Source organism: Vibrio fortis (genome assembly GCF_000695685.1).
Lineage (GTDB): Bacteria > Pseudomonadota > Gammaproteobacteria > Enterobacterales > Vibrionaceae > Vibrio > Vibrio fortis_A.
The window spans coordinates 553,798-572,905 of the sequence record NZ_JFFR01000002.1 but is presented as its reverse complement, the minus strand read 5'-3'; the positions used below and the strand labels follow the sequence as shown (position 1 = coordinate 572,905).

At 44.8% G+C, this 19,108-nt stretch carries 18 protein-coding genes; 10 read left to right on the top strand and 8 right to left on the bottom strand.

The window, feature by feature from the left end; genetic code table 11:
* Window positions 1-11: 11 nt before the first annotated feature.
* From hutU to hutC, 4 genes are all read right to left on the bottom strand, one after another.
* Entirely contained in the window at window positions 12-1,706 is a 1,695-nt protein-coding gene (hutU, locus tag VFDL14_RS20210; RefSeq protein ID WP_032549217.1) for a urocanate hydratase, read from the bottom strand.
* 44 nt (window positions 1,707-1,750) lie between these two features.
* Window positions 1,751-2,746 (bottom strand): formimidoylglutamase, encoded by a 996-nt coding sequence (hutG, locus tag VFDL14_RS20215; RefSeq protein ID WP_032549216.1) that lies wholly within the window; start codon window positions 2,744-2,746, stop codon window positions 1,751-1,753.
* Complete coding sequence (gene hutI, locus VFDL14_RS20220; RefSeq protein ID WP_032549215.1) at window positions 2,733-3,971, bottom strand: imidazolonepropionase; 1,239 nt, start codon at window positions 3,969-3,971, stop codon at window positions 2,733-2,735. Before hutI ends, hutG begins: the two co-directional genes overlap by 14 nt.
* A 111-nt stretch (window positions 3,972-4,082) precedes the next feature.
* Window positions 4,083-4,796, bottom strand: a complete 714-nt coding sequence (gene hutC / locus VFDL14_RS20225) for a histidine utilization repressor (RefSeq protein ID WP_032549213.1) — start codon at window positions 4,794-4,796, stop codon at window positions 4,083-4,085.
* Window positions 4,797-4,994: 198 nt separating this feature from the next.
* Between hutC and VFDL14_RS20230 the strand changes: the two genes are divergently transcribed.
* Window positions 4,995-5,738: a sporulation protein gene (locus tag VFDL14_RS20230; RefSeq protein WP_032549212.1), complete on the top strand. Its 744-nt coding sequence runs from the start codon at window positions 4,995-4,997 to the stop codon at window positions 5,736-5,738.
* Between the two features lie 103 nt (window positions 5,739-5,841).
* Here the strand turns inward: VFDL14_RS20230 and VFDL14_RS20235 are convergent, their stop codons facing one another.
* Window positions 5,842-6,819, bottom strand: a complete 978-nt coding sequence (locus tag VFDL14_RS20235) for a DUF3187 family protein (RefSeq protein ID WP_050487310.1) — start codon at window positions 6,817-6,819, stop codon at window positions 5,842-5,844.
* 322 nt (window positions 6,820-7,141) lie between these two features.
* On the opposite strand from VFDL14_RS20235, the gene thrS reads away from it, so the two are divergent.
* The 6 genes from thrS to VFDL14_RS20265 all read left to right on the top strand — a co-directional run bounded on the left by thrS (window position 7,142) and on the right by VFDL14_RS20265 (window position 11,309).
* Window positions 7,142-9,070 (top strand): threonine--tRNA ligase, encoded by a 1,929-nt coding sequence (gene thrS, locus VFDL14_RS20240; RefSeq protein WP_032549211.1) that lies wholly within the window; start codon window positions 7,142-7,144, stop codon window positions 9,068-9,070.
* Between the two features lie 3 nt (window positions 9,071-9,073).
* Entirely contained in the window at window positions 9,074-9,625 is a 552-nt protein-coding gene (gene infC, locus VFDL14_RS20245; protein WP_084181800.1) for a translation initiation factor IF-3, read from the top strand.
* Between the two features lie 105 nt (window positions 9,626-9,730).
* Window positions 9,731-9,925 carry a 50S ribosomal protein L35 gene (gene rpmI, locus VFDL14_RS20250; protein WP_032549209.1) on the top strand — a complete coding sequence of 65 codons (195 nt, stop codon included), beginning with the start codon at window positions 9,731-9,733 and terminating at the stop codon, window positions 9,923-9,925.
* A 41-nt stretch (window positions 9,926-9,966) separates the two neighbouring features.
* A complete protein-coding gene (gene rplT, locus VFDL14_RS20255; protein ID WP_004401084.1) occupies window positions 9,967-10,320 on the top strand; it encodes a 50S ribosomal protein L20 in 354 nt (117 codons plus the stop codon).
* Between the two features lie 174 nt (window positions 10,321-10,494).
* Window positions 10,495-10,809 carry a N(4)-acetylcytidine aminohydrolase gene (yqfB, locus tag VFDL14_RS20260; protein WP_032549208.1) on the top strand — a complete coding sequence of 105 codons (315 nt, stop codon included), beginning with the start codon at window positions 10,495-10,497 and terminating at the stop codon, window positions 10,807-10,809.
* Between the two features lie 50 nt (window positions 10,810-10,859).
* Window positions 10,860-11,309, top strand: coding sequence for a hypothetical protein (locus VFDL14_RS20265; protein WP_032549206.1), 450 nt, complete (start codon window positions 10,860-10,862; stop codon window positions 11,307-11,309).
* 107 nt (window positions 11,310-11,416) lie between these two features.
* On the opposite strand, the gene VFDL14_RS20270 is transcribed toward VFDL14_RS20265, so the two are convergent.
* Window positions 11,417-12,655: a leucine-rich repeat-containing protein kinase family protein gene (locus tag VFDL14_RS20270; protein WP_032549205.1), complete on the bottom strand. Its 1,239-nt coding sequence runs from the start codon at window positions 12,653-12,655 to the stop codon at window positions 11,417-11,419.
* A gap of 164 nt (window positions 12,656-12,819) precedes the next feature.
* Here VFDL14_RS20270 and VFDL14_RS0122915 point away from each other — a divergent pair, with 164 nt between their 5' ends.
* The gene (locus VFDL14_RS0122915) at window positions 12,820-13,512 is read left to right on the top strand and encodes an aspartate/glutamate racemase family protein (RefSeq protein ID WP_032549204.1); all 693 of its coding nucleotides are present in this window, start codon (window positions 12,820-12,822) and stop codon (window positions 13,510-13,512) included.
* A gap of 76 nt (window positions 13,513-13,588) precedes the next feature.
* On the opposite strand, the gene VFDL14_RS20275 is transcribed toward VFDL14_RS0122915, so the two are convergent.
* Both VFDL14_RS20275 and VFDL14_RS20280 read right to left on the bottom strand, forming a co-directional pair.
* Window positions 13,589-14,170: a TetR/AcrR family transcriptional regulator gene (locus tag VFDL14_RS20275; protein ID WP_032549203.1), complete on the bottom strand. Its 582-nt coding sequence runs from the start codon at window positions 14,168-14,170 to the stop codon at window positions 13,589-13,591.
* Window positions 14,167-15,603, bottom strand: a complete 1,437-nt coding sequence (locus VFDL14_RS20280) for a coniferyl aldehyde dehydrogenase (protein WP_032549202.1) — start codon at window positions 15,601-15,603, stop codon at window positions 14,167-14,169. The genes VFDL14_RS20275 and VFDL14_RS20280 overlap by 4 nt, the downstream gene beginning before the upstream one ends.
* 412 nt (window positions 15,604-16,015) lie before the next feature.
* Here VFDL14_RS20280 and speA point away from each other — a divergent pair, with 412 nt between their 5' ends.
* Together speA and speB are read left to right on the top strand one after the other, a co-directional pair.
* Window positions 16,016-17,923 (top strand): arginine decarboxylase, encoded by a 1,908-nt coding sequence (speA, locus tag VFDL14_RS20285; RefSeq protein ID WP_032549200.1) that lies wholly within the window; start codon window positions 16,016-16,018, stop codon window positions 17,921-17,923.
* Entirely contained in the window at window positions 17,923-18,849 is a 927-nt protein-coding gene (gene speB / locus VFDL14_RS20290; protein WP_032549198.1) for an agmatinase, read from the top strand. Before speA ends, speB begins: the two co-directional genes overlap by 1 nt.
* Window positions 18,850-19,108: the final 259 nt, after the last annotated feature.

The following is a 19,108-nucleotide window of genomic DNA, read 5'->3' as shown; positions in this document are numbered from 1 at the left end:
TTCTCTCACTCTTAAAGCTTACGTAGTTCAGCGTTTAGCATCGGTAGGTCTAGTTTTTGGTCTTTCGCGCACTGCTTAGCAATATCGTAGCCTGCATCAGCGTGTCGCATTACGCCGGTTGCTGGGTCGTTATGCAGTACGCGGGCAATACGACGAGACGCATCATCACTACCATCACAACAGATCACCATACCTGAGTGCTGGGAGAAGCCCATACCTACACCACCACCGTGGTGTAGAGACACCCAAGTTGCGCCGCCCGCGGTATTCAGCAGAGCGTTGAGTAGTGGCCAATCTGATACAGCGTCAGAGCCATCCATCATGCTTTCTGTTTCACGGTTAGGACTAGCTACCGAGCCTGAATCTAGGTGGTCACGACCAATAACGACGGGTGCTTTTAGTTCGCCATTTTTAACCATTTCGTTGAACGCCTGACCTAAACGTTCACGGTCTTTCAAACCAACCCAACAGATACGAGCAGGTAAACCTTGGAATTGAATGCGTTCACGAGCCATATCTAGCCAGTTGTGAAGATGTGGGTTGTCCGGAATCAGCTCTTTTACTTTCTGGTCAGTTTTGTAGATATCTTCTGGATCACCAGACAGTGCAGCCCAACGGAATGGACCAATACCTTCACAGAAAAGGGGACGGATATATTGAGGAACGAATCCTGGGAAATCGAATGCGTTTTCTACACCTTCTTCCAGTGCCATTTGACGAATGTTATTACCATAGTCCACGGTTGCTGCGCCGCGTTCTTGTAGATCTAGCATCGCTTGCACTTGGATTGCCATAGATTGCTTCGCTGCTTTTACTACTTTCGCTTCATCGGCTAAGCGCTCTTCCGCTGCTTTTTCCATTGACCAACCTTGAGGGAGGTAGCCATTGAGTGGGTCGTGAGCAGAGGTTTGGTCTGTTACTGCATCCGGTGTGATGTTACGTTCTACAAGCTCAGGGAATACATCCGCTGCGTTGCCAAGTAGGCCAACAGAAACTGGTGTTTCAGATTCTGTAATGATCGCCATTGCTTCATCTAGGCTGGTAGCTTTTTTGTCTACATAGCCAGTACGCAGACGGTAATCGATACGAGATTCGTCACACTCAACCGCGATCATAGAGAAACCTGCCATGGTTGCCGCTAGAGGTTGAGCGCCGCCCATGCCACCAAGGCCGCCTGTTAGGATCCAGCGTCCTTTTGCGTCACCATTGAAGTGCTGTTTAGCCATTGCAACGAAGGTTTCGTAAGTACCCTGAACGATGCCTTGTGAGCCGATGTAGATCCAGCTACCTGCGGTCATTTGGCCGTACATCATCAAGCCTTGTTTATCGAGCTCGTTAAAGTGCTCCCAGTTTGCCCAGTGTGGAACTATGTTTGAGTTGGCAATTAATACACGTGGTGCGTCTTTGTGAGTTGGGAAAACGCCCACTGGTTTGCCTGACTGTACCAATAGGGTTTGGTCGTCTTCTAGGCGCTCTAATACTTCAACAATAGTATCGAAGCATTTCCAGTCGCGAGCAGCGCGGCCAATACCACCATAAACAACCAGCGAGTGAGGGTGTTCAGCTACGTCTGGGTCTAGGTTATTCATTAACATGCGTAGTGGCGCTTCTGTCAGCCAAGATTTAGTACGCAGTGTCGTACCATGCGGAGCGCGAATCTCACGTGAGGTATCTAGGCGAGGGTCGCTATTGTGATGTTCCGTCATGTTGGATTTCCTTATGTTCACGTTATCTTTTGTTTTTATTAAAGTTATGCGTTTGCCATAGCGTTGGCGATATCCCAACATAGGCGCGCAGCAAGTCGAGCCGTCTGTTGGTCTATGTCGTAATTTGGGTTGTACTCAGCAATGTCAGCGAGTAGCAATTTATCAGGGTGTTGAAGTACTAGTTCTAACAGCGGCGCGAGATTGTCATAGCTGATTCCGCGTGCTGCTGGAGCACTGACTCCGGGTGCAGTTGCCGCAGGGAACACATCAAGATCGATGGTTAGATATAGGTAGTCACACTGTTTGATAAATTCAGACAGCTTTTCTAAGTTACCGACCAGATTAGGGTAGGTGATCTGGTGGTCGTTCAAATACCAAACATTGAGCGCGTCTGCTTTTTTAAACAGAGCTTGCGTATTGCTCGCAGCGCTTACACCTAAACAAGCGTAGTGAAACGGCCAGCCTTTTTTTTGGCACCATTGATGGATCTGATTGAATGGCGTGCCTGAGCTTGGTTTAACTTCGGCGATCTCGCTTTCATGTTCACGTAAATCGAAATGCGCATCGAAATTGATGATGCCAATACGAGGTGGTTGATCTTGTGATATCTGATCAAGGTGATTGGCTAACCCTTGAAATGATGACCAAGCAATCTCATGCCCACCGCCCAATACGATGGTGCGTGTTTCCTTTAGGGCTTGAGTCACTACCTCAGCGCATTGCGCTTGTGCGTTGGTGAGATCATCACCTTCACAGGTTACATTTCCGAGATCGTAAACATTCGCTTGGTTATGCCATGCCATATTCGCGAGTGCTTGGCGAATTAGGTTCGGCGATTGCTTAGCTCCGACGCGTCCTTTGTTTTGTGCGACGCCAGCGTCAGTCTCAAAACCGATAAGCGCAATGCCTCGCTCAGAAGGTATGTTCAAGCAATCAACGGCCTGCGTGATGTGGTGAACTCGCTTGCCATCTACACCGTCTTCTAGGTCATCACGACCTGTCCAATTATGATTGTGTTGGGTTAGGTTAGAAGCTGTCATGGCATAGCTCTCCTGCAACGATACGTTTAGATAGGCGTGGTACACCGACCTGATAGCTAAGATCCGCTGGATGCTCAATGTTCCAGATTGTGAAATCTCCGTCGTAACCTTCTACAATTCTCCCACGTGAACCAGCTTTGCCAATGGCTTGCGCTGCGTGGCAGGTAACGCCTCTTAAAGACTCTTCCGGGGTCAAACCAAAGAGAGTGCAACTCATGTTCATCATCAGAGTGAGGTCAGCAAAAGGTGAAGTCCCAGGGTTTAAGTCGGTCGCGATCGCCATAGGCACCTTGTGTTCGCGCAATAGTTCGATAGGTGGCTGCTGAGTCTCTTTTAAAAAGTAGAAAGCTCCCGGTAGCAGGCTTGCAACGGTATTGTTTTCGCTTAGTGCTTTTACACCGGCAAGGTCGAGATATTCAATATGATCAACAGAGGTCGCCCCATAGTTTGCCGCTAAGGCACTGCCCCCCATATTGGAGAGCTGTTCTGTGTGCCCCTTGATGGACAAGCTATACTTTATGGCCGCTTGAAAGACGCGCTCGGTTTGCTCCAACGTAAAGCCAATCGACTCACAAAACACATCGACTGAATCTGCAAGCTTTTCCGCAGCGACTCGTGGGATGATAGTGTTACAGATGAGGTCGACATACTCATCGGCGTTGTCTTTAAACTCAGGTGGAACGGTATGTGCAGCCAAAAGGGTGGTTGTGATGCGTACACGACGGTAGTTTTCCAAAGCCTTAGCCGCTCTGAGCATTTTTAACTCGTCTTCGAGTGTCAAACCATAGCCGGACTTAACTTCAACCGTGGTAACGCCACTACTTAACAGGCCATCAAGGCGTGGTAGTGCTAGCTCAATGAGTTCTTCTTCAGTCGCGGCACGTGTCGCTCGAACCGTTGATAAGATTCCGCCGCCTTGCGCTGCAATGTCAGTATAAGCTGCGCCTTTGAGTCTCATCTCAAACTCATTAGCACGATTGCCCGCGTAAATTAGATGAGTGTGGCTGTCGATTAACCCTGGTGTTACTAACTTGCCTGAACAGTCAACGACCTGGTGATCTGACATTGATTCTTGTGTGGCAAATGCGTTTGACTCTGATGGGACAATTTGAGCAATTTTGCCACCTACGACCAATATGTCTTGAGGCGTTGACGGCGCGTAGCCGAGCTCCCCAACTGCCATTGAACAGATACTTGCATTTTTAAGGATCAAGTTTGTCGCCATTTCGATCGTTAACCTTGGTTGTTTAAATGTATATACAAATAAATAGGCTAAAGTACTTAACTAATCAAGTTGATGTTGCAAAATTGTGATCAATGAGCAGGATGATGTGCTTTAATCGAGCAGTATCTTAGAGCTTAATTTGTATTTAGAACCAGGGTGATAAAGCAGGGCAAAACTCACCAAGCGTTCAGCACTCCAAGTGCGACGATTGAGTAGTAAGCAAGGCTCATTGGCTGCCATTTCTAGGCTCTCTTGAACTTTATGTTCCGGTACAATGGCCTCTACTGTGTGTTCTATGGCACTCAGTGGACAGTTGTTTGAGAGATATTCATTCGGAGTCGCGTGAGTAAAATCTTGATCAAGGTAGTTAGGAACAATATCCGAGTTCACCCAGCGACACTCTAATTGCGTCGGTGTGTTGTCAGAAAAGTGGATGATTTCGCTATAAAAAATGGGTGTATTAATCATTACGCCCAATTGCATGGCGGTCTTTTCATCTGCGTTGATTTGCAGGTGTTTAACCACTTGGCTTCGATGATCTTGTCCACGCTCACGTATCTCTTGAGCGATGTTGTTGATGTCGAGTAGTGGAGACTGGGCTTTTTCTGTCGGTTCACAGACGAAAGTACCGAGACGCGGCTTGCGTGCTAATTTCCCTTCACTTACCAGATCTCTGATGGCCTTGTTCACCGTCATTCGGCTGACGTTAAACTGTTTGGTCAGTTCTAATTCTGTGGTAATTCTGTGCCCGGGTGGCCAGTGTCCCATAGAGATCTTGTCATCAATAAACTGCTTTATCTGCAAATATAACGGCGCGTTCGACATACTTAACCCTCAATTGACTATACAAATAGAGTACCTGATTTGCCAACGATTACAATATTTACACGAAATGTGTGGTGTGATGACTCATGGATAGGGCAAATTACTTGCTAATATCATCCAACTACAGCAAATTTGTCGGTAGACCTCTAATGCATTCAAATAAGTCATTCAAAAACGATAATTCTAAAAAGGGAAAGTATGTTTAAAAAGCTAAAAGCCTCGTTGGGTATAGGTGCGGCGAAAGTCGACACAGTTTTGGATAATATTGAAGTGTTCCAAGGTGGTGAATTATCAGGCAACGTTCATATCCTCGGTGGTGACGTAGAGCAACAGATCGACTTGATTAACTTGGTACTGAATACTGAAGTCAAAGTGGAAACGGAAGACAGCACGAGTTACGAGACTTTTTCTTTAGGAAGAATTCAAGCAGTAGAGCCATTCACCATTCAACCGGGTGAGACCAAGCAAGTTCCATTTCGCTTAAAGCTGAATGATGAAACGCCAATCACGGCACTTAACGCGAAAATGAACCAGTGCCATGTATGGGTAGAAACAAACCTAGATATCGGCTTCGCGATTGACCCTAAAGATCGTGACTTTATCGTTGTAAAACCTTTGCCGACAGTTGAGAAGATCATTCAAGGTGTTGAGGCTGCAGGTATGACAATGGTCAAAGCCGATGTTGAAAAGGGCTACCTAAAGGGTAACACTTTCTCGTCTGTGTCGGGTTGCTACCAAGAGATAGAATTTAGAAGCGGTGGTTTCATCAATAACAAAGAGATTGAGCTTTCATTTATCGTGAATGGTAATACGGTTCATTGCCTAGCTGAAATTGATCGTTCATTAAGTTTCCGTGGTGATCAATACATCTCATTTAGCCTGCCAATCAATGCGTCTGATAGTGATATCAATGCTGCTGTTTCTCGTATCATGAACTCATAAATAAATAGCTTTATGTCGTCACTAAGCAAGAGTAAGCCGTGTTTATGCGCGGCTTATTTGTATCTGGTGCATTCAAGTGAATTGGTGCGCTCTACTGAGCAAATTATTCGCTGCCTCTAATTCGATGACGATAAGCTATCTGAAAGCCAACATCGGTTGAGTTGTCCATGTTGATGACGTTTTCAATAATGGATAGCTCCACTGCGCCAAAGGGCAGTTTATAGCGGTAACCGAACAGAATTTCGTTGGCTGGCTCTGAAAATTCTGTAGAGCCATTCTCTGCGCCTTCATAAAGTCGATATTCTAAATGAAGCTCATGGTTGGTTAGTAGTTCCAAACGATAACCTGCCATAAAAGCGAGCAGGGTACTTTTATGCGGGAAATCATTCTTTCGTTCGTAATCGGATTGGTGTGTGATTGCGATAGAGGAGTAGATACTCTGATCCGTAAATGCATAGCTGTAATTTAACTGCGCACTCTGTTCAAAGCTTTCCCCTTCAAAGATACCGTTGTTAACGTTGTTTCTATATAGAGCGACGCCCAGCGACAAGCCATGTGATTGGGTGTTGATAAATTGGTATTGGCTATATAGCGTAAATGCGCTGGTCAACGTATCTCCAGAGAAGTCGGAGACGTTGACACCATGCTGTGGCGCATAAATGTCGAATTCGTGTTTATTCTTCTGATCTCGCCCTGCTTGGTCAATGCTAAAGAAATCATGAAAATCGATAATCAGACTATCTAGATGGTTGTTGCCAGCGTAAAGCCAGCGGTAATTGAGCTCAAACTGCCACTTGCTGTTCACCTGCCAACGAAGCCCGGTATGAAGCTGGTTTTGATAGTAGTCGAGATGATAATCGTGGGAGTTGGCCCAGATACTCGCGGCAGTAAAGCTGGCGAAAAGTTCAATGTCACCATCATCAATAGGGAAGCCTGAACGTAGGGTTGGAGTGTGACGAGTCGAATGCATAGGGGATTGGACATAGCTCAATAGCGGTCCATATTCATCGCTAGAAAAGCTAGGCACACTATAAAGGAGAGTCACAAAGCTCAGCGTTTGAATTACAACTCTGTTTTTCATTCCCACCCCCAAGGCTAACTAGCGATAGTAAGTTAAGCTTAGTGGTAAAAGAGAGCTTTAACATCTTATTAACTTTTGTTTTTTTGTTTGAATTCTTGGTTTTTCGTGCTTACCGGAAGTACACGACAGAAAGCGGTCATTGTTATTTAATATGAATTCGTTACAATGCTCGCTCACTTTTTAAAGAGGCATCTGTATTTGTTTCTTGAAAAGTGAGTTTTACTTATTCATATATCCCCAACCAACTCCGCTTGGTTGACCGACATATATTAAACATTTTCATGTGTTGCTTGGTGTGCAACACCACTGTAAAGGACAAATAATGCCAATTATTACTCTTCCTGACGGCAGTCAGCGTCAATTTGACAACCCTGTATCAACTCTAGATGTTGCCCTATCAATCGGTCCTGGTCTTGCGAAAGCAACCATTGCTGGTCGTGTAGATGGCGAGCGTGTTGATGCTTGCGACCTAATCGAGAACGATGCAAGCCTAGAAATCATCACAGCTAAAGATGAAGTTGATGGTCTTGAAATTGTACGTCACTCTTGTGCTCACCTTCTTGGTCACGCGGTTAAGCAGCTATTCCCAGAAGCGAAAATGGCGATCGGTCCAACGATCGACAATGGCTTCTACTACGACATCGACCTAGAGCACTCTCTAACGCAAGAAGATCTTGAGAAGATTGAAAAGCGCATGAAAGAGCTGGCTAAGACCAAGTACCAGGTTGTTAAGAAGAAAGTTAGCTGGCAGGAAGCGCGTGATGCTTTCGAAGCTCGCGGCGAAACATACAAAATGGAAATCCTAGACGAGAACGTTTCTAAAGACGACCGTCCAGGCCTATACCACCATGAAGAATACATCGATATGTGTCGTGGTCCACACGTACCACATATGGGTTTCTGTCAGCACTTCACTCTACTTAACGTAGCGGGTGCTTACTGGCGTGGTAACAGTGACAACAAGATGCTGCAACGTATCTACGGTACTGCATTCCACGATAAAAAAGCGCTTAAAGCTCACCTAGTTCGTCTAGAAGAAGCAGCAAAGCGTGACCACCGTAAGATTGGTAAAGCATTGGATCTATTCCACATGCAGCAAGAAGCACCAGGCATGGTGTTCTGGCACCACAACGGTTGGACTATTTTCCGTGAACTAGAAGTGTTTGTACGTCAAAAACTGACTGAGTACGATTACCAAGAAGTAAAAGGCCCACTAATGATGGACCGTGTACTTTGGGAACGCTCTGGTCACTGGGACAAATACGCAGAAGCGATGTTCACAACATCTTCAGAGAACCGTGAATACGCTATCAAGCCAATGAACTGCCCAGGTCACGTACAGATCTTCAACCAAGGTCTTAAATCTTACCGTGATCTACCGCTACGTATGGCTGAGTTCGGCTCTTGTCACCGTAACGAGCCATCTGGTGCGCTTCACGGCATCATGCGTGTTCGTGGCTTTACTCAAGATGATGCTCACGTATTCTGTACTGAAGACCAAGTTCAACAAGAAGTTAAAGCTTGTATTGAAATGGTTTACGACACTTACACAACTTTCGGTTTCGAAAACATTGTTGTTAAGCTGTCTACTCGTCCAGAGCAACGTGTAGGTTCTGACGAAATGTGGGACCGCGCTGAGGCTGACCTTAAGCTTGCACTAGAGTCAATGGAAATTGCATACGAGATTCAAGAAGGTGAGGGCGCGTTCTACGGTCCTAAGATTGAATTTACTTTGCATGATTGTTTGGACCGTGCATGGCAATGTGGTACAGTGCAGCTCGATTTTGCATTACCAGAGCGTCTAGGTGCAACTTACGTTGGTGAAGATAACGAGCGTCACACGCCAGTTATGATTCACCGCGCGATTTTAGGTTCTCTAGAGCGCTTCATCGGTATTCTAATTGAAGAATACGCTGGCTTCTTCCCAACGTGGTTGGCGCCAGAACAAGCAGTTGTAATGGGCATTACCGACAAACAGTCGGAATACGTACAAGAAATTACGAAAAAACTGCAAAAAAGTGGATTTAGAGTCAAAGCAGACTTGAGAAATGAGAAGATTGGCTTTAAAATTCGCGAACACACTTTGAAACGTGTACCGTTCATGCTTGTATGTGGTGACCAAGAAATGGAAGCCGGTGAAATTGCAGTACGTACACGTAAAGGTAAAGACCTAGGCAAGTTTAAAGTGGATGACTTTATTTCTTACATCCAAGCCGAGGTTTCAAGCCGTAAGCTCAATCTGGAGGAATAAGCTATTAAAGGCGGAAGACGTGGCCAACAACCGGCCAAACAAAACCAGCATCGTTTAAACGGTGAAATTCGTGGCGTTCGTGAAGTTCGTCTAACAGGCGCTGACGGTGAAGCCGTTGGTATCGTTTCTATCCAAGAAGCGCTTGATGCAGCTGTAGAAGCTGGTATGGATCTTGTAGAGATCAGCCCTAACGCCGAGCCGCCAGTTTGTCGTGTGATGGACTACGGTAAGTTCCTCTTCGAGAAGAGCAAAGCTGCGAAAGAGCAGAAGAAGAAGCAAAAGCAGATTCAGATTAAGGAAGTAAAATTCCGTCCTGGAACTGACATTGGAGACTATCAGGTAAAACTACGCAACCTGACGCGTTTCCTAGAAGACGGCAACAAAGTGAAGGTAACAATTCGCTTCCGTGGCCGCGAAATGGCTCACCAAGACATCGGTGTCGACGTTTTGAATCGTCTGAAAGAAGATACAGTAGATTTAGCTGTTGTAGAATCTTTCCCGACTCGAATCGAAGGCCGCCAAATGATCATGGTATTGGCCCCTAAAAAGAAGTAATTAACGGCTTTGCAAGTAATTGAACCCTGCAGCCTCTGGTTGCGGGGTTTTATTCGCCCTAATTACTATTGTTATTAACAACTCAACAATGCGGAGTTATTCATCATGCCTAAGATGAAAACCAACAAAGGTGCTGCTAAGCGTTTCCAGAAAACTGCTGGTGGTATTAAGTTTAAGCACGCTGGTAAACGTCACATCCTGACTAAGCGTACTACTAAGAACAAGCGTCAGCTACGTCCAAATGCAATCCTTCCTAAGTGTGAAGTGGCTGCAGTTGCTCGTATGATGCCATACGCTTAATTCTTTTTAGTTTAATAATCGTTTAGTTTAGGAGAAGCATAATGCCTCGCGTAAAACGTGGTGTACAAGCTCGTGCACGTCATAAGAAAGTTCTAAAACAAGCTAAAGGTTACTACGGTGCACGTTCTCGTGTTTACCGCGTAGCTTTCCAAGCAGTTACTAAAGCTGGTCAATACGCTTACCGTGACCGTCGCAACAAGAAACGTCAATTCCGTCAACTATGGATTGCACGTATCAACGCTGCATCTCGTCAGAATGGTCTATCTTACAGCCGTTTCATCAACGGTCTTAAGAAAGCATCTATCGAGATCGACCGTAAGATCCTTGCTGACATCGCGGTATTCGACAAAGCTGCATTCGCAGTTCTAGTTGAAAAAGCAAAAGCTGCTCTTTAATTAGAGTTTGCATTTAGGATTAAGAGAAGGAGAGCTTAGGCTCTCCTTTTTTATTGCCCGCAATTTGGCCTTGTCATATTCTCTCGCATCTCAAATCCAATTTTCATTCGCTTCGTTAGATATTCTGGTATATAAACAAGTATCTAAACCTTTAATGACAAGTGATTGAAATCCATGGCCGCACCAACCACTATGACGTTCTTTGAGCGTTTTGAAGCTGACATTCTTTCAGGTAAAAAGACTATTACCATCCGTGACGAATCTGAGCGTGATTACCAACCGGGTAGCGTTGTAGAAGTATCAACGTTAGAAGAGGGGCGTGTATTCTGTAGCCTTAAAATCATTAGCGTCGAGCCGATTTTGTTTGATGAGCTGGGGGAGTTCCACGCTCAACAAGAAAACATGACGCTGCAAGTACTTAAAGACGTTATTCAAGATATCTACCCAGGTATTTCTCAACTGTACGTTGTCTCCTACGAGCTGGTTTAATTGTAAGTAAAGCGTTGATAGCTAAATAGATTGATTGAGGGGAAGTGTTAATGGCTCAGTTACAGAATCACACGGTACAGCAAATCCTGTTGCAACTTTATTGCCGTGAGCAAACTGATCAGCCGTTAATCTCTCGCACTGATCTTAATATCGCTCTTTACGATAGCGAAGCCTTTTTGGCTTGGCGCGAAACTAAGCGCGATTTTGTTATCAGTGATATCGAAAACCGAGTTTGGGTGAAGAGCTGTCCTGGTGGCTATATTACAGAGGTACACTTTCACAATGATGGCACTTTAAATGAGTATCGCTTGTTTGACCGTTTTGAGACGAAAGGGCATTGGCATCTCAAAGAAGGTTTGCTGCATGTTGAAATCATCAAGGGCGATAATCGCTACCAATTTGCTGTAGTAGCTAATGGCGACCTCAATATTCACTCTGCTGTGGAATACAAAAATGAAGAGCTGCACTCATACTTAAAGCTGGTTCAGGTAGAGAGTTAAAAGCCAAGTCGCTTCGTAATCCAATAAAAAAGCCAACAGTGATGTTGGCTTTGTCGTTTTTAGCACGCGCGTTGTGCTTTCTTTGTTTTAGAGTCTTTATCTGGTGACTAAGCATTGAAGCTAGCAAGGCGTGAGTACAGTTCACTCTCAAGGTCTTGCTTGGCACAAATTGTCAGTAGATCATCTATGAAGTGTTTCAAAGCACGAGCTTCAATACGGCGAATGCCTTGCTGTTGTTCTGTAGTTAGGTATCCATAGATGGTTGCAGCACCAAAGTCGCCGAAGATCATCTGACCCTGCTTATTGACCAAGGTGTTGTGTGCGTATAGGTCGCCATGACAAACCTTGTTGTCGTGTAAATGATTAAACACATCAATCATCTGGGTAACGATGTTGTTGACTTGCTCGATAGGTAGTTCGAAACCTTCTGGGAAAGTATCACGCGTACAAGTTTCGAGTGTTGGCGGCAGCCCTAGGTTGTAATAGCTTTCAGGGATGAGCTCCATAACCAATGCTAGGTCGTCGCCATCATCCACTTGTGCAATCGACTTAACAAGATTATCGTGATGACCTGCTTGAAGACATGCTTCTAATTCATCATGTGGATACCCATCACTAGTCACTTCACCTTTAAATACTTTAACTGCTACTTCGTTTGGAAAGTCAAACTTGTCATCAACCCAGTTTGCATGAGAGATAACGCCACTCGCACCTTGCCCCAATACCTGATTCAAACGATAACTCGTCGTCTTTACTTGCGGTACGCTATCGAGAGATTTAGGATGTTTACAGAATGGATTCCCCGCAAATGCTAGCCACGCTAATTTAGGAAGCTTAATCAGTAGTTCCGGAAACTCGGCCAATTGGTTAGCAGATAGGCGAACCAGTTCGAGGTTGTTGAGATTTTCCATGCTTTTTGGCAACGCTTTAATTTGGTTGCCTGCTAGCGCCAGTTTTTGTAGTCGTGGGCGGTGTCCTAGGCTTTCTGGCAATACCTCAATCGCGTTGTCAGTCAGAATCAACCAGCGTAGTTGGGTAGGTAATGAATGTTCACTTACCGTCTTAATTTGGTTCGTTTTAAAGCCAACCATTTCAAGGTTTGGCAGTTCACCCAACACCTCTGGAAGGTGAGTGAACTTGTTATTAGACGCAAAGATAATGCGCAGCTTGGTCAGTTTTGCCAGCTCTTGTGGAAGTTCAGATAGTGAATTACCTGAAAGGTCGAGCACTTCGAGGGTGTCTGCAAGCTCTATGATTTCTATTGGGAACGTTTGAAGGCCTTCAGCCAATTTTAAATGTGTTGAGCCCAATAATTGTCCGGATTGTAGTTGTTCTAGAGTTTGCAAACCTAAGCCTTCTGATTGTGTTTCATTTAGGCGGGTAGTGTACGTGTCTTAGCTAATGATTGCGAGGGCTGCACCATGTTGCATCTTACTAAATTGCTTGATAAAACATTAATTAGAGCAGGGTTTCTAGCAACGCTATGTATTCAATTTGAGTAGAGGGAAGTATGAAAACGATCGGTCTGTTAGGTGGAATGAGTTGGGAGTCGACAGCCAGTTACTATAAAGCACTCAATGAAGGCGTGAAGTCGAGATTGGGCGGGCTTAATTCAGCAAAAGTGGTACTTTTCAGTGTTAACTTCGATGAAATCGAAAAGCTTCAACACCAAGGAAAATGGGATGAAACAGCGGTTCTACTTTCTGATGCAGCAGAGTCGGTAGAAAAAGCGGGTGCCGATTTTCTAATGATATGTACCAATACGATGCACAAAGTAGTACCAGAGATCGAATCACGTATTTCTATTCCAGTTCTCCATATCGCGGATGCTACAGCAAACGTGTTGCAAGCGGATGGCATCGAAAAGGCGGGTTTATTGGGGACTCGCTTTACCATGGAGCAAGATTTCTATAAAGGCCGCCTTAAAGATAAATTCGGTATGGATGTGGTAGTACCAAGTTCAGAAGACCAAGATGCAGTGCATACCATCATTTATGATGAACTTTGCAAAGGCGTTATTAAAGAAAGCTCTAAGAAGCAGTACCTTACGATCATTGACAAGCTATATGCCGAAGGTGCTCAAGCTGTAATTTTAGGCTGCACAGAGATTGCGCTGTTGGTGAATCAACAAGACACGCAAGTACCTCTGTACGACACTACTGAGATCCACGCAAAGCAGGGTGTAGAATACGCGTTGAGTTAATTTACAAAATGAAAAGCCACCCTTGATGGTGGCTTTGTTGTATTTAATGAACGTTAATAGCTAATCAGTTAATAAGCTAATCAGGTTGTGTGCCGCCAATAGCTCGCCAACACATATCAAAACTCTGTTGAACGTAATTCTGTTGTTCTTCAGTCGAGAGCTGCTTTTGGTCTAGCAACCAGTTTACTGAGATCAAAAAGTGACTATGGATAAAGTGACGAACAAGTTCAATATCTAACGTCAACAATTCACCGGATTTTTGCCCTGCTCGAATATTCTCGTCCAATGTTATAAACAACTCTGCGACAATGCTTTGTCTCTCTTCTGTCGCTGGGTGGAAGTGAATATTAGAGAAAAATCTCATGGCATCTGGGTGAACCGAAGCCCAATCAATCCCGACTAACCAAAGTTGGTTCATTTTTGAGTACAGTGGCGCTGAAGATGAGTCCACTCCCTGAAAAATCGTATTGAATAGAGTTTGCTTCAGCTCTCTAAAAAGCTCATCAACCAGCAGTGATTTGTTTTCAAAGTGATGAAACAGAGTCGCCTTTGCCACACCTGCTGCTTTTGCAATTTGGGCTGTAGATGTGCCTTCAACGCCTTGTTCGGCAAAGAGTTGAAGGGCTGAATCTAAGATCTGCTGTCTTTTTGTGGTCATCGGTTAATCACTTTAAAAATCAATTTCTTGAACGCGCTATTATACGGAGGATGCAGCAGTTTTGTGTAGTTGATTTTTCCTCGACTCAGAACGGTTTTAGCGTGACTAAAGGTTTTGAATCCTTCGATACCATGATAATGCCCCATGCCTGATGGGCCAATTCCGCCAAACGGTGCATCATCAGCGGCGACGTGAACCAGAGAGTCATTAATACACACACCACCAGAATGAGTTCTGTTGAGGATTGCATTCTGCGTTTCGCTTTCGTGACTCATGATGTATAGCGCCAGTGGGCGAGGACGATCATTGATGTACTCAATCGCTTCGTCTAGCGTGTCATAAGGGACGATCGGTAGAACTGGGCCAAATAACTCATCTTGTAGAGCAATCATGTCGTCATTGACGTCAGTCAGTAGATGAGGTGTCATGCGATGATTTACATCGTCTTGAGCTTGCTCGCTCACTGTATGAACGGTAGCACCTTTTTGCTTAGCATCGTCAATAACACCTTTTAGTCGAGCATACTGACGTTGATTGATGACTGATGTGAGCTCTTTGCTCTCAAGACCTGCAGGGTAAAGTTTTCTGAAGTAACTCTTATAAGCTTCAACAAACTCATTAACTTTCGCTTTAGGGATCAGTATGTAGTCTGGTGCGACACAAATTTGCCCAGCGTTGAGGCTCTTAGAAAATAGAATTCGCTCAACGGCATCCATCACGTCTATATCAGGCGCGATCACGGTCGGTGACTTGCCGCCGAGCTCTAGAGTAACCGGAGTTAGGTTCGTTGAAGCTGCTTTCATTACATGCTTACCTACGGTTGTAGAACCTGTAAACATAATGTGGTCGAAAGGAAGAGCGCTGAATTGAGCGGCAACATCCGCTTCGCCTTCAATGATCGCGATTTGATCTTCATTAAATCCTTCGTTCAACATCTTTTTCAAAACACGGTTTGTTGCAGGCGTGAACTCAGACATTTTCATCATCGCAACGTTACCCGCAGCCAATGCAGTCGCCAATGGGCCAATCGATAGGGTAATAGGGAAGTTCCAAGGAACAATGATGCCAACAACGCCTAGTGGTTGATAATGAACGCTTACTTTTGCTGGCTGAAGCATTAATCCAGCACCTCGGCGAGAAGGCTTCATCCATTTTTTAAGATTCTTTCGATTGTAATCAATCAAGTGCAGCGAAGGCGTGATATCGGCAATGAGGGAGTCGTATCTTGCTCTTTGACCATAATCTTCTGATAGTGCGTCGATGATTTGATCTTGGTAACGCACAAGCAGCTCTTTTAGACGAGCTAGGTTGTTTTGGCGTGTTTGTAAGTCAGTATTCGAATTCGCTCGAAAGTAACTTTTCTGCTGGGCGAATACCTTGGTCATATCAGCATTTGATACTGCTTCATCATTGGTCATTGGATTGTGGTTCATTGATTTTGGCTCCCCATTAAACTGACTGACCGATCGGTCAGTGATTCAAATTTATACCAGTCCTCGCCGTTTTACAAGCCAAAGTTTGAAAATAGTTTAAAAGATAAACAGGGGGAAGCTCGTGCCTAAAACAGCAAAAAATTATGGGTTTCTTATGGGTTACGAAAAATATCTGACCAAATGATCATGGCGTATTACACCGAGAATTGGTGACAAGCCTTGATGTACCAATATCTCGCGAGTGCCTAAAACAACTATTGTCGACACGACAAATATCTATGATTGGACTCACTCGCCAGAATATCAGTTAATGCGCGCAACGAATCGTAACGTATCGATTTAGCTTGGGTAACGCCACTTGTCTGAACAGGGTGTTACTTGGTGATGGCCCTATATAGTGAGGTCTCTTGAAATGGAACAATCAGTTAATTTAGATCGCATCCGTGCAGAATATAACGTTAAGCACTGGAGCCAAGGTTTCTACGGTATTGATGATAATGGGGAAGTGTATGTCTCTCCAAGCAAAGCAGATCATCAAATTCCTTTAAGCAATATTGTTAAGCAACTTGAACAGAAGAATGTCGGTTTACCAGCATTGGTGCGATTCCCACAGATTGTTCATCAACGAGTGCACAATATCTGTAATGCGTTCAACCAAGCTATCGATGAGTATCAATACGACAACCGCTATCTTTTGGTATACCCAATCAAGGTAAACCAACAAAAAGAAGTCGTCGATGAGATTTTAGCAAGCCAAGCACAGCTAGAACAAAAACAGCTGGGGCTAGAAGCGGGTAGCAAACCAGAACTATTAGCAGTGCTAGCATTGGCTCAAAAAGCGAGTTCAGTGATTGTTTGTAACGGCTACAAAGACCGTGAGTATGTTCGCTTGGCTTTGATTGGTGAGAAGCTGGGTCATAAGGTTTTCATCGTACTTGAAAAGTTATCTGAGCTTGATCTTGTTCTACAAGAAGCGAAAGCGTTAGGCGTAAAACCGCGTTTAGGTTTACGTATTCGTCTTGCTTCTCAAGGAGCAGGTAAGTGGCAAGCAAGTGGTGGCGAGAAGTCGAAGTTCGGCTTATCTGCATCGCAAGTGTTGACTGTAATTGAGCGTTTGAAAGCGGAAGACCAGTTAGAAGCACTAGAGCTTGTTCATTTCCATTTGGGTTCACAAATGGCAAACATTCGTGATGTACGAAACGGTGTAAGTGAAGCTGCTCGTTTCTACTGTGAACTGCGTGATATCGGTGCTCAGCTAGATTACATCGATGTTGGTGGCGGTTTAGCTGTGGACTACGATGGTACACGTAGCCAGTCATCGAACTCGATGAACTACGGTTTAGCTGAGTACGCGCGCAACATCGTGACGACAGTCGGCGACATATGTAAGCAGTACCAACAGCCAATGCCAGTGATTATTTCTGAGTCTGGGCGTTCATTGACAGCGCATCACGCCGTTTTGATCACTAACGTTATTGGTACCGAGAGCTACTCTCCGGAAATGATTGCAGAGCCTGAAGAAGATGCGCCACTACTTTTGAAAAACATGTGGCGTAACTTTCAGTCACTGCGCGATGGCAGCGATGACCGTGCTTTGATTGAGATTTACAACGATACTCAGAGTGACATTGCAGAAGCGCACAACCAGTTCGCAACGGGCATGTTGAACCTTCAAAGTCGAGCATGGGCAGAGCAGGTTTCACTGCGCATCAACTACGAGTTAAACCAGTTGATGAGCACAAAGAACCGCTACCATCGTCCGATTTTGGATGAGCTAAGCGATCGATTGGCAGACAAGTTCTTCGTGAACTTCTCACTGTTCCAATCGCTACCAGATGCATGGGGTATTGATCAGGTGTTCCCTGTACTGCCATTAAGCGGTTTGGATAGAGTAAATGAGCGACGTGCAGTGGTTCTGGATATTACTTGTGATTCAGACGGCACGATAGATCAATACGTAGACGGCCAAGGTATTGAAACAACGCTACCGGTACCTGCTTGGAACCCAGATGAGCCGTACTTAATGGGCTTCTTCTTAGTCGGCGCGTACCAAGAGATCTTGGGTGACATGCACAACCTGTTTGGTGATACACACAGTGTGGTTGTAAACGTTGATGACGAAGGTAAAGCGAACCTAGATTACATCAATGAGGGTGACACCGTTGCTGACATGATGCGCTACGTGCACATCGATGTGGATTTGATTCGCCAAAATTACGAAGAGATGGTCAGTGCGAAAGTACCACAAGAAGATCAGCAGAGTGTACTTGCTGAGTTAGAGCAAGGCTTGATGGGCTACACCTATTTAGAGGATTTTTAATGGACGATCTGTTTACTAAAAAAGACTACTCGTTGTACTCCAATGCGATGACGTTTATGCGTCGTCCTTTGGTACAAAATCCGGTCGATGCTGAAGCTGATGTGGTGGTGCTTGGTGCGCCACTAGACATGGCAACTTCGGGTCGTCCGGGAGCACGTCTAGGTCCAGATGCGATTCGTCGTGCATCAGTTAACTTGGCATGGGAAGGAAAGAAATTTCCATGGGACTTTAATGTCTTCGATCACACCAAGGTAATTGACTCTGGAGACTTGGTGTTTGATACCGGCGATGCGGAAGATTTAACGGTACGCCTAGAAGCAGCAGCAACCGAAATCCTCAATAGTGGTAAAACGTTGTTGGGTTTAGGTGGTGATCATTTCATTACACTGCCGCTGTTACGCGCTTACGCGAAAAAGTACGGTGAAATGGCATTAATCCACTTTGATGCACATACCGATACCTACAGCCATGGCAGTCGTTATGATCACGGTACTATGTTCTATCATGCGCCAAACGAAGGGCTAATTTCGAAAGAGCATTCTGTTCAAGTTGGCATTCGTACTGAGTATGAGAAAGATGAGCATGGGTTTAACGTTATCAATGCGATGGAAGCCAATGATCTGAGCGTTGATGAGATCGTGTCACGTATCAAGCAAACCGTCGGCGATAAGCCGGTTTACTTGACGTTTGATATTGATTGTTTAGACCCAGCGTTTGCTCCAGGAACCGGTACACCGGTCTGTGGTGGGCTGAACTCCGACAAAATCTTGAAGATTATTCGTGGTCTTCAAGGTGTAAACATGGTCGGAATGGATGTTGTCGAGGTGTCACCAGCTTATGACCAAAGTGACATTACGGCATTAGCTGGAGCAACCATTGCTTTAGAACTTCTGTATGTTTGGACTGCAAATCGTCTAGCTGACTGATTTTCAAAGTACAACTATGATTTTAAGAAGCCACTGTTTTAGCGAACCGTGGCTTTTTTGTTTTGTGCTTCATCGGGCGAATCATATGTCGTTTGAAGCGCGATAGCTTCGAAACTAGCATTTTCATCATGACGAGATCTGAGCACGATAGCTTCATCGAAATCGCATAATGGTCGAAATTGACGCTAGTTAGTGACTATTTCCGATTGCTTAAAATAAGTCCTTATTTGTTCTCACTTAAATTGAAAAATTTATCTCA

What these genes read in the sequence shown, in the direction of transcription:
- hutU (WP_032549217.1), bottom strand. Translation starts at nt 1,706, where the DNA reads ATGACGGAACATCACAATAGCGACCCTCGCCTAGATACCTCACGTGAG.
- hutG (WP_032549216.1), bottom strand. Translation starts at nt 2,746, where the DNA reads ATGACAGCTTCTAACCTAACCCAACACAATCATAATTGGACAGGTCGT.
- hutI (WP_032549215.1), bottom strand. Translation starts at nt 3,971, where the DNA reads ATGGCGACAAACTTGATCCTTAAAAATGCAAGTATCTGTTCAATGGCA.
- hutC (WP_032549213.1), bottom strand. Translation starts at nt 4,796, where the DNA reads ATGTCGAACGCGCCGTTATATTTGCAGATAAAGCAGTTTATTGATGAC.
- VFDL14_RS20230 (WP_032549212.1), top strand. Translation starts at nt 4,995, where the DNA reads ATGTTTAAAAAGCTAAAAGCCTCGTTGGGTATAGGTGCGGCGAAAGTC.
- VFDL14_RS20235 (WP_050487310.1), bottom strand. Translation starts at nt 6,819, where the DNA reads ATGAAAAACAGAGTTGTAATTCAAACGCTGAGCTTTGTGACTCTCCTT.
- thrS (WP_032549211.1), top strand. Translation starts at nt 7,142, where the DNA reads ATGCCAATTATTACTCTTCCTGACGGCAGTCAGCGTCAATTTGACAAC.
- rpmI (WP_032549209.1), top strand. Translation starts at nt 9,731, where the DNA reads ATGCCTAAGATGAAAACCAACAAAGGTGCTGCTAAGCGTTTCCAGAAA.
- rplT (WP_004401084.1), top strand. Translation starts at nt 9,967, where the DNA reads ATGCCTCGCGTAAAACGTGGTGTACAAGCTCGTGCACGTCATAAGAAA.
- yqfB (WP_032549208.1), top strand. Translation starts at nt 10,495, where the DNA reads ATGGCCGCACCAACCACTATGACGTTCTTTGAGCGTTTTGAAGCTGAC.
- VFDL14_RS20265 (WP_032549206.1), top strand. Translation starts at nt 10,860, where the DNA reads ATGGCTCAGTTACAGAATCACACGGTACAGCAAATCCTGTTGCAACTT.
- VFDL14_RS0122915 (WP_032549204.1), top strand. Translation starts at nt 12,820, where the DNA reads ATGAAAACGATCGGTCTGTTAGGTGGAATGAGTTGGGAGTCGACAGCC.
- VFDL14_RS20275 (WP_032549203.1), bottom strand. Translation starts at nt 14,170, where the DNA reads ATGACCACAAAAAGACAGCAGATCTTAGATTCAGCCCTTCAACTCTTT.
- VFDL14_RS20280 (WP_032549202.1), bottom strand. Translation starts at nt 15,603, where the DNA reads ATGAACCACAATCCAATGACCAATGATGAAGCAGTATCAAATGCTGAT.
- speA (WP_032549200.1), top strand. Translation starts at nt 16,016, where the DNA reads ATGGAACAATCAGTTAATTTAGATCGCATCCGTGCAGAATATAACGTT.
- speB (WP_032549198.1), top strand. Translation starts at nt 17,923, where the DNA reads ATGGACGATCTGTTTACTAAAAAAGACTACTCGTTGTACTCCAATGCG.